We start from the raw sequence: 6792 nt of genomic DNA on the forward strand, positions 1-6792 counted from the left end.
CAGTGTCTCCTTTTTCTCCTTTTATGTTTCCTACGTTATCCCAAGCAGTTCCATCCCAAACATAAAGGGAGCCGTTAACAATATATGCGTCTCCATCATTACCTGTTGGATGTGCATTTATTAATTCTTGATAAGTATCATATGAACCTTTAATAGTGATGCTAGTACCACTCGCTCCGGTTTCACCTATTGGTCCGGCAGGTCCAGTATCTCCAGTGTCACCTTTCTCACCAGTATCGCCCTTAGCACCTGTATCACCTTTAGGGCCAGTATCTCCTTTTACTGTTCCGATTTCAATCCATTCTTTTTCTGGCATTATTATCACCTCATGTATGAGTCCATGGTTCAATTACTACATTGTTGAATATCATGCTTCCGCCTTGATCATAAATCATGATGACAGGATAGAATTCATCTAATGTTATTGAACTTGAAATATTACCTGTATAACTGAATACGTTTGTGCTGCCGTCTTTAATATATGCTTCAAGATAACCTGAATCATAATACAGTTCTAATGTATACCATTTGGAGTCTAAAGTTAACTGTCCAGTGGTAACGCTTATTTCTCTTACGGTGTGGTCTGAATTAGAATACTTGACACCTTTCTTTGCAGGATATGCACCCAACTCTAGGATTTTAGTATCCCTATAATGACTTAGTGAATCTGAATTTACTAAAGCTATTGCATCTCCCCAGCCTTGATTACTATTTTTCTTTTGGACAAATTTCAATTTAAAATGAATTCCACTTTCCGATGCATCAATCGGACTGGTAAATACATTTGGTATTAACATTACTACACTACTGGCATCAGTTCCTTTTGATATTAACATGCCGGAATCATTATAACCAGTATCATATTCATCAGTTGATAATGAAACTTCCTCATCCAATGGATATTTAACAATTCTGTATTTACCGGTATCATCCGCATATTCATCGTTAAAGCCGAACAGTTGTACATGTAATGTTGCTTCCTCAAATTTCTGTCCGTTAACATACATTGCAAAGGTTATTTGTCCGGCATCTGCATCATCTTCTGTTACAGTATAATATCCACTAACGCTAGTTCCAGATTCATTGCAGAAGATATAATGATTATTGTTAATGAATAAATCTAATATTCCCCCATTGGCTTCAAAACCATATATGGAAAATTCTAAAGTTTCACCAACAGCCACACTATCTCCTGAAGAAAGACAGCTTCCACCTCCAGGCATATCTGGATATTGGATGAAAAATAATCTCCTAGCCAAAGTAAATATATTATCTGAATTATACCAGTACACGCCACAGTGAGTTAATTTGTTTCTTAAATTTGTTCTAACAGTTCCTAATCTTGTATTTTCGTCAATAACATTACTAGCTATGCTCATTAACAATCACCTTATCATTTATCTATAAAACTATTAAACATGTTTACTAATTTTGGAAGAGATACCCCAGATACGGATGATGAAGTTCCAACTATTGCTGTCATGGATATTTTCCCACTCATTCCTGAAGAATTAAATTCAGAATAGGTAACATAATCATTCCATATGAAAGATCCATCTAGTCTTCTCCACACTACATCAATACCACCATAACTGGCATCATAATTATTTTCAGCAAGTACTAGGAATTTATTTGTTGAAGGAATTGTTCCGCCAGTAGTAATATAGCTTATTGTAGGAGAAGTTGAGTTATTGAATGTTATTCTTGCCGGATATAAATCACCATTACTGTTTTGAGCTACACCAAAGAAAAGTGCATCAATTGGCGAATTTGCTTCTGGAGTTCCAATTACAAATCCCACTCCCGCATATGAATTATTATAGCCCTCTTTATATGCTAATTTCATTCTGATTTTGAAATTATCCGTTCCATAAACATCAGTCTTTTGATATGTTGAATATAATCCCAGACCAATAGTTTCAGAACCTGCACTTGATGATGTGGCATCAAGATAATATCCCTCAGCATCATCATTATCATTCCAACTAACTGATGATATGTTCTTTAACATTACTGGCAATCCAATTGAATAATTAGATGGAATATAGGTATCAATATCCATATAATGATTTGGAGCTATCTTTTCAATTAATTGTAAGATAGTATCTGAATTAGAATAGCTAATATCCAATTTATTTCTTAATTCTGTTCTTAAAGAAGTAAGATTAGTATTAAGCAATTGTTCCTTTCTTAACACTTGACTTAAATCTGGTTGAGAGAATGACATTGACATTAACTCCCTAAAAGATTTAGATTAGCTGTTTGAGCTGATGTTATTGTTCCGATATCATCATCAAGAGCTTCAATAGCTAAAGCTACTGGACCGTTTAGAATAACATTGGTAGTATCACCAGTATCTAATACTCCAGTGACATTAACGGGGCCAGTATCCCCTGTATCACCTTTAGCACCAGTATCTCCTTTCGGGCCAGTATCACCAGTGTCACCTTTAATACCAGTTCCACCAGCATCTCCTGTATCTCCTTTAGCACCAGTATCACCTTTGGCTCCAGTGTCTCCTTTAAGTCCTGTTGCTCCGGACATGTCAGTTATGAAACTGAAGGTGCTTGCTCCTTTGAGATATAATTTTGCATTGTCTGGATCTTCAACTGTGGATGAGATAGCTACGAACATTCCTTCAGGAACATTACTTGCATCTGCTTCCATTGCTTGGATTGATGCGTATGTTTTGTAAATTGAGAATGGATCGCCTTTGTCACCTGTAGCTCCAGTTGCTCCTGTTGCACCTACACTACCTGTTGCTCCGACTGGGCCGGTTGCTCCAGTATCACCTTTGATTCTTCCTGCGTATTCCCATGTCATTTTTATTCCTCCCAAATGTATAGGTCTCCACCTACGATATATGCATCTCCAGGTTGGCCTGTTGGATGTGCTGCCATTAATTCTTCTAGAGTATCATAGCTTCCTTTGATTAATGTGATTGGGCCTGTATCCCCAGTATCACCTTTAGGTCCTGTGTCTCCGGTGTCTCCTTTAGCACCACCACTTCCACCTCCTGCTTTGAAGGTGTTAACGTAATTATATTCACCTGCTGTTACTGGATGTAGGGCATAGTATTCGCCTTGCTCTGATATGACTGCATTGTTTGTATCCAATGATAGTCTATCGTTAACGTTAATGTTGTCTTCTGATTCTGTATCAAGTTTTAATCTGAATAGCTGACCTAACATTAACACACTGGCTTTTCTTATCCCGTTGCTCATTACTACTGGTTCATTAACGATTATTCCCATTGGTATTTCGCCGTCTGCTCCAGTGTAGAGTTTCATTGCTTCTTTTCCGATTTTTGATTTTTCGGAAATTGTTACTGTATCGCCAAGATGTATTTTTGCTGAATAGTCATATCCTGGACTTTTTCCTGTTGCTGTCACTACTTCTGTTTCGGTTATATCTCCATCATCGAGGATGAATGTTGTAACTTCTTTTCGCTCTTCAAGTAAAATTATTTCATCTGACATTAACATACACCTTCTCACATTAACGTATCGAATATGTGGTCTCCTTTAATGAATGGGTTGCATTTGATTTTCATTCCTGCATCTCTGACTTGATTGCAGAAGTATAAGTCCTCTGATAAGATTGTATCATTAGGATAGGTTACGAATTTGAAGTATGGAAAATTTGTCTTTTCAAAGACTTCCGTTTTGATTAGTGCAATGCCGAGGCCTCCTCCTTTACAGGAAAATGGTTCATTTAATTCGTTAATCATTGTTTGACCTTTTATTGAATTATGACTGTTGAAGTCTTTTCCAAAGTCAAAGATGATTGTTTCATCTGTTTTTGTTCTTTTCCTGTAGTACCAGCCTAATGCCACATCACACCCGCATTCCAATAGTTTTATTACTGTCAGTCTTGGAACTGCAATATCTGAATCCACCATTAACACATAATCCATACCGTATTCAATAGCTTCTTTTGCTATCTCATTTCTTGCCTTAGCACAATCATATCCTTTGACATAATCAAAAAAGAGATTGTATTCTTTTGGAGGTTTTATTCCGTAGATTCCTTTAAAGCATTCTGGTTTGATGGTTTCAAAGGTGGGAACAGCAATTAGTATTTTTCCTTTATCCATCCTGTTGTTCCTCCAGTTTTTTGATTCTTGATTTCAATTCCTTTAAATTGTTCTCTTCCTCTTTTTCGTATCTATATTGATAAATGTCAATTAGTGCGACAATAACAATAGCTATTGTAAATGGAATTAGTCCTTCGATTAAACTCCACTTTGTTGCGTTGGTCATTATGATGTTGATAGCTATCGCTGTAAATACTGCACTTGAAATTGTTTTGGTAAAGTTGCATATGACAATCTTTTTCTTTAGTTTGTTCATGATAACAGTATCCTCCAGAAAAGACGATTATTCTTCAGGATAACCCAAAACTCTTTTAGCTTTTTGTTTTGCGTCTTCAACATCTCCTTCTCCTCTTATTCTGCTTGCGTAATGGCTGGCTATACCTAACACGATCATGAGAATGCAATATGGAACTGTGTTTTCAGTGATTCCCAATGCTTCTGAGTATAACATGATGACTGGGATTGCAGTGACTAAAAAAGAGGTCAGTATGTCAATGTCCTTTCTGTTTCTTTCTATCCATTCATAAATCATTTATATTTCCTCCTTGTAGGTGTGGCTGAGGATTACTCCGTCAACACAAATCTTTTCTTCAGAGTTATAGACTTCTTCGGCGTTTTCTTCTATGTTTATCCATGATTCGTATTCTTTGATTGTTTCAAAGTATTTGATGTATTTCATTGTGCCTCCCAACTAATAGAGTAGTATAATTTTCCATCTTCGATTTTGAATTCAATTATGGGTTTAATGGCGTAAGGATAACCTGAGTCTACGTATTTGGTTCCGTTCCAGTAAAACCAATGTCCTGTTGTTTGGTCTATGTATGGTCCTTTGTTTTCAAGTGTTCCGACTAGTTTCCTTATGGTCATGATTTAAACCTCATTATAATATTATATCTTTTATTATATCTTTTATTATATATATTATTATATAATTTATTATTTATTTTATATAAAGTATACATTCTCACCGTCATCACAACCATCCCACTCCATGTAAAGTTTGTTGTCTTCCCAGACGAAACGGACATTATTGACAATAGCTACGTCCGGAAGTTCACAATAGGTAACGCCGTCAGCGTCTTTAACGTAATTGGCCTGCGCCATAATGTTTGATTCATTAGGTATGATCATGTTCACTACATGTGTGATTTCATCCTGTTCGAAACTGCAGTCTCCAAGATCAATACAGTTCTGTGATTCAGGATACATTTCCACTTCTGACATCTGACGGTAAACTCTAATGTAATCAGTGCGTTCATTTTCCGTTAGATTAACGATTGAAAGCAGTCTTAAATCATGGCCATGTACTGGATTGCACTCGCCGTCATTGTCAATGTAGATTCTGGTATTCGGCAATATATCTGCAGGTGCAGGTCGTTTCAGTTTCAGTCTGAAAACATCACCTAAAACTGCAACAGTAACGAGAGTATGTCCGGAACTTCTGACTTGGGCTTTACCTAGAAGATATCCAAATGCCAATTCTCCAGCTTTAGCTTTTCTGACTATTGTATGTTCCATTGTCGATTCTTCAGCTAATGTTACCATCTCTCCTACTCTGCACTGGTTTTCTGAAATCCAAGCAGTATGCTCCTCATTAACATAGAACCTCTCGCCCTCATCCAAAAGACATGCAATAACATCCATCTTCTCTTCATGACCTAATCCTGTTGGATGGCCTTTGTTATGAGCTATTGTTTCATTGTATTCTTCAATCATTTAAAACACCCAATTCCAATTCTTGTTTATTATCTTATCAGGTATGTGAAGTCCAGTATCTTCCAAGTCATCATCATTGACATCCCACATTAACGTTGAGCCTTTGTATGCTTTGGTGTACTCATGACTTCCTTTGTATAATCTGATTCCGTGTTTTTCATCCTTTTCCGTTACTGTTACCTGCGGAATTCCATTAGCTGCAAACAATGGTGATGGGAATACAAGCATCCATTTCAGGTCAACATAGTTGAAATCTTCAAAATCAGTTGTGGCATAAAACGTTGGAGATACTTCTATTTCTCCGTAGATATTGTCATAATATTTGGTAGAATTGTTTCTGCTGAATCCTTCCAGATAATCTGAAGAACTGCTGAAGCCAGTTCCAACTCTTCCATGGATATGGTACTGTTTATAATTGCCTTCACTGTCACTTCCAGAATTATATGCATCGAATGAACTTGCCATGACTAAAGTCTTTGCTCCATTGAACATGCAGTATTCTTTTTCATTACCTGCTAAATTTAGACTGGTGGCTTTTGTGTCGACTCCCCATGTCGTGAGACTTCCGTCCACCTGTATCATGACACTTCCAATTGTTGAACCATGATATGTTGCATTATCATTAACGTCAACATTGCCTTTAATATGTTTGAATCTTGCAACAGTAACTCTGTTGTTGCTTAATGACTGTCCTGAGGCAAATGTTGTAAATAAGCTGATTGGTGAGCTTCCGTCTATGATTGCAGCATATCTTGCTCTTAGAAATCTTCCGTTATCTGTTGAGTCATTGTTGATGCTTAAACCTGAGTAGTTCATGAAAAAGCTTGAGTATGTATCAGAGTTTGCATCAAACATTAACACATCACCACCTGTTGATAAATTGCTTGAGAATGTTGTTGATGTGTCATAAACATCCAGCATTAGCTTTGTAGTCTCAGAGATCTTACCTGTTGGAACTCTCACTAACATTGCTGCCGGTT

Annotated in this window: 12 protein-coding genes; all 12 read right to left on the reverse strand. The window is 36.8% G+C overall.

From position 1 onward, the window contains the following. A partial coding sequence (locus tag ACKI2P_RS10815) for a collagen-like protein (RefSeq protein ID WP_407377494.1) occupies positions 1–316 on the reverse strand: 316 nt, incomplete at its 3' end. A 10-nt stretch (positions 317–326) separates the two neighbouring features. Further along, positions 327–1379 (reverse strand): hypothetical protein, encoded by a 1053-nt coding sequence (locus tag ACKI2P_RS10820; RefSeq protein ID WP_407377495.1) that lies wholly within the window; start codon positions 1377–1379, stop codon positions 327–329. A gap of 14 nt (positions 1380–1393) precedes the next feature. Beyond that, complete coding sequence (locus ACKI2P_RS10825; RefSeq protein ID WP_407377497.1) at positions 1394–2233, reverse strand: hypothetical protein; 840 nt, start codon at positions 2231–2233, stop codon at positions 1394–1396. Next, entirely contained in the window at positions 2233–2823 is a 591-nt protein-coding gene (locus ACKI2P_RS10830; protein WP_407377498.1) for a hypothetical protein, read from the reverse strand. The genes ACKI2P_RS10825 and ACKI2P_RS10830 overlap by 1 nt, the downstream gene beginning before the upstream one ends. A 2-nt stretch (positions 2824–2825) precedes the next feature. Next, positions 2826–3479, reverse strand: coding sequence for a hypothetical protein (locus ACKI2P_RS10835; RefSeq protein WP_407377500.1), 654 nt, complete (start codon positions 3477–3479; stop codon positions 2826–2828). Positions 3480–3493: 14 nt separating this feature from the next. After that, entirely contained in the window at positions 3494–4096 is a 603-nt protein-coding gene (locus ACKI2P_RS10840; RefSeq protein WP_407377502.1) for a hypothetical protein, read from the reverse strand. Continuing rightward, positions 4089–4352 carry a hypothetical protein gene (locus ACKI2P_RS10845; protein ID WP_407377504.1) on the reverse strand — a complete coding sequence of 88 codons (264 nt, stop codon included), beginning with the start codon at positions 4350–4352 and terminating at the stop codon, positions 4089–4091. The genes ACKI2P_RS10840 and ACKI2P_RS10845 overlap by 8 nt, the downstream gene beginning before the upstream one ends. A gap of 27 nt (positions 4353–4379) precedes the next feature. Then, positions 4380–4628, reverse strand: a complete 249-nt coding sequence (locus tag ACKI2P_RS10850; RefSeq protein ID WP_407377506.1) for a hypothetical protein — start codon at positions 4626–4628, stop codon at positions 4380–4382. Further along, positions 4629–4775 carry a hypothetical protein gene (locus ACKI2P_RS10855; protein WP_407377507.1) on the reverse strand — a complete coding sequence of 49 codons (147 nt, stop codon included), beginning with the start codon at positions 4773–4775 and terminating at the stop codon, positions 4629–4631. Beyond that, positions 4772–4963, reverse strand: a complete 192-nt coding sequence (locus ACKI2P_RS10860) for a hypothetical protein (RefSeq protein WP_407377509.1) — start codon at positions 4961–4963, stop codon at positions 4772–4774. Before ACKI2P_RS10860 ends, ACKI2P_RS10855 begins: the two co-directional genes overlap by 4 nt. Before the next feature lie 78 nt (positions 4964–5041). Beyond that, positions 5042–5812, reverse strand: a complete 771-nt coding sequence (locus tag ACKI2P_RS10865) for a hypothetical protein (RefSeq protein ID WP_407377511.1) — start codon at positions 5810–5812, stop codon at positions 5042–5044. Then, a partial coding sequence (locus ACKI2P_RS10870) for a hypothetical protein (protein ID WP_407377513.1) occupies positions 5813–6792 on the reverse strand: 980 nt, incomplete at its 5' end.

This window comes from Methanobrevibacter sp. (assembly GCF_045541095.1).
Lineage (GTDB): Archaea > Methanobacteriota > Methanobacteria > Methanobacteriales > Methanobacteriaceae > Methanocatella.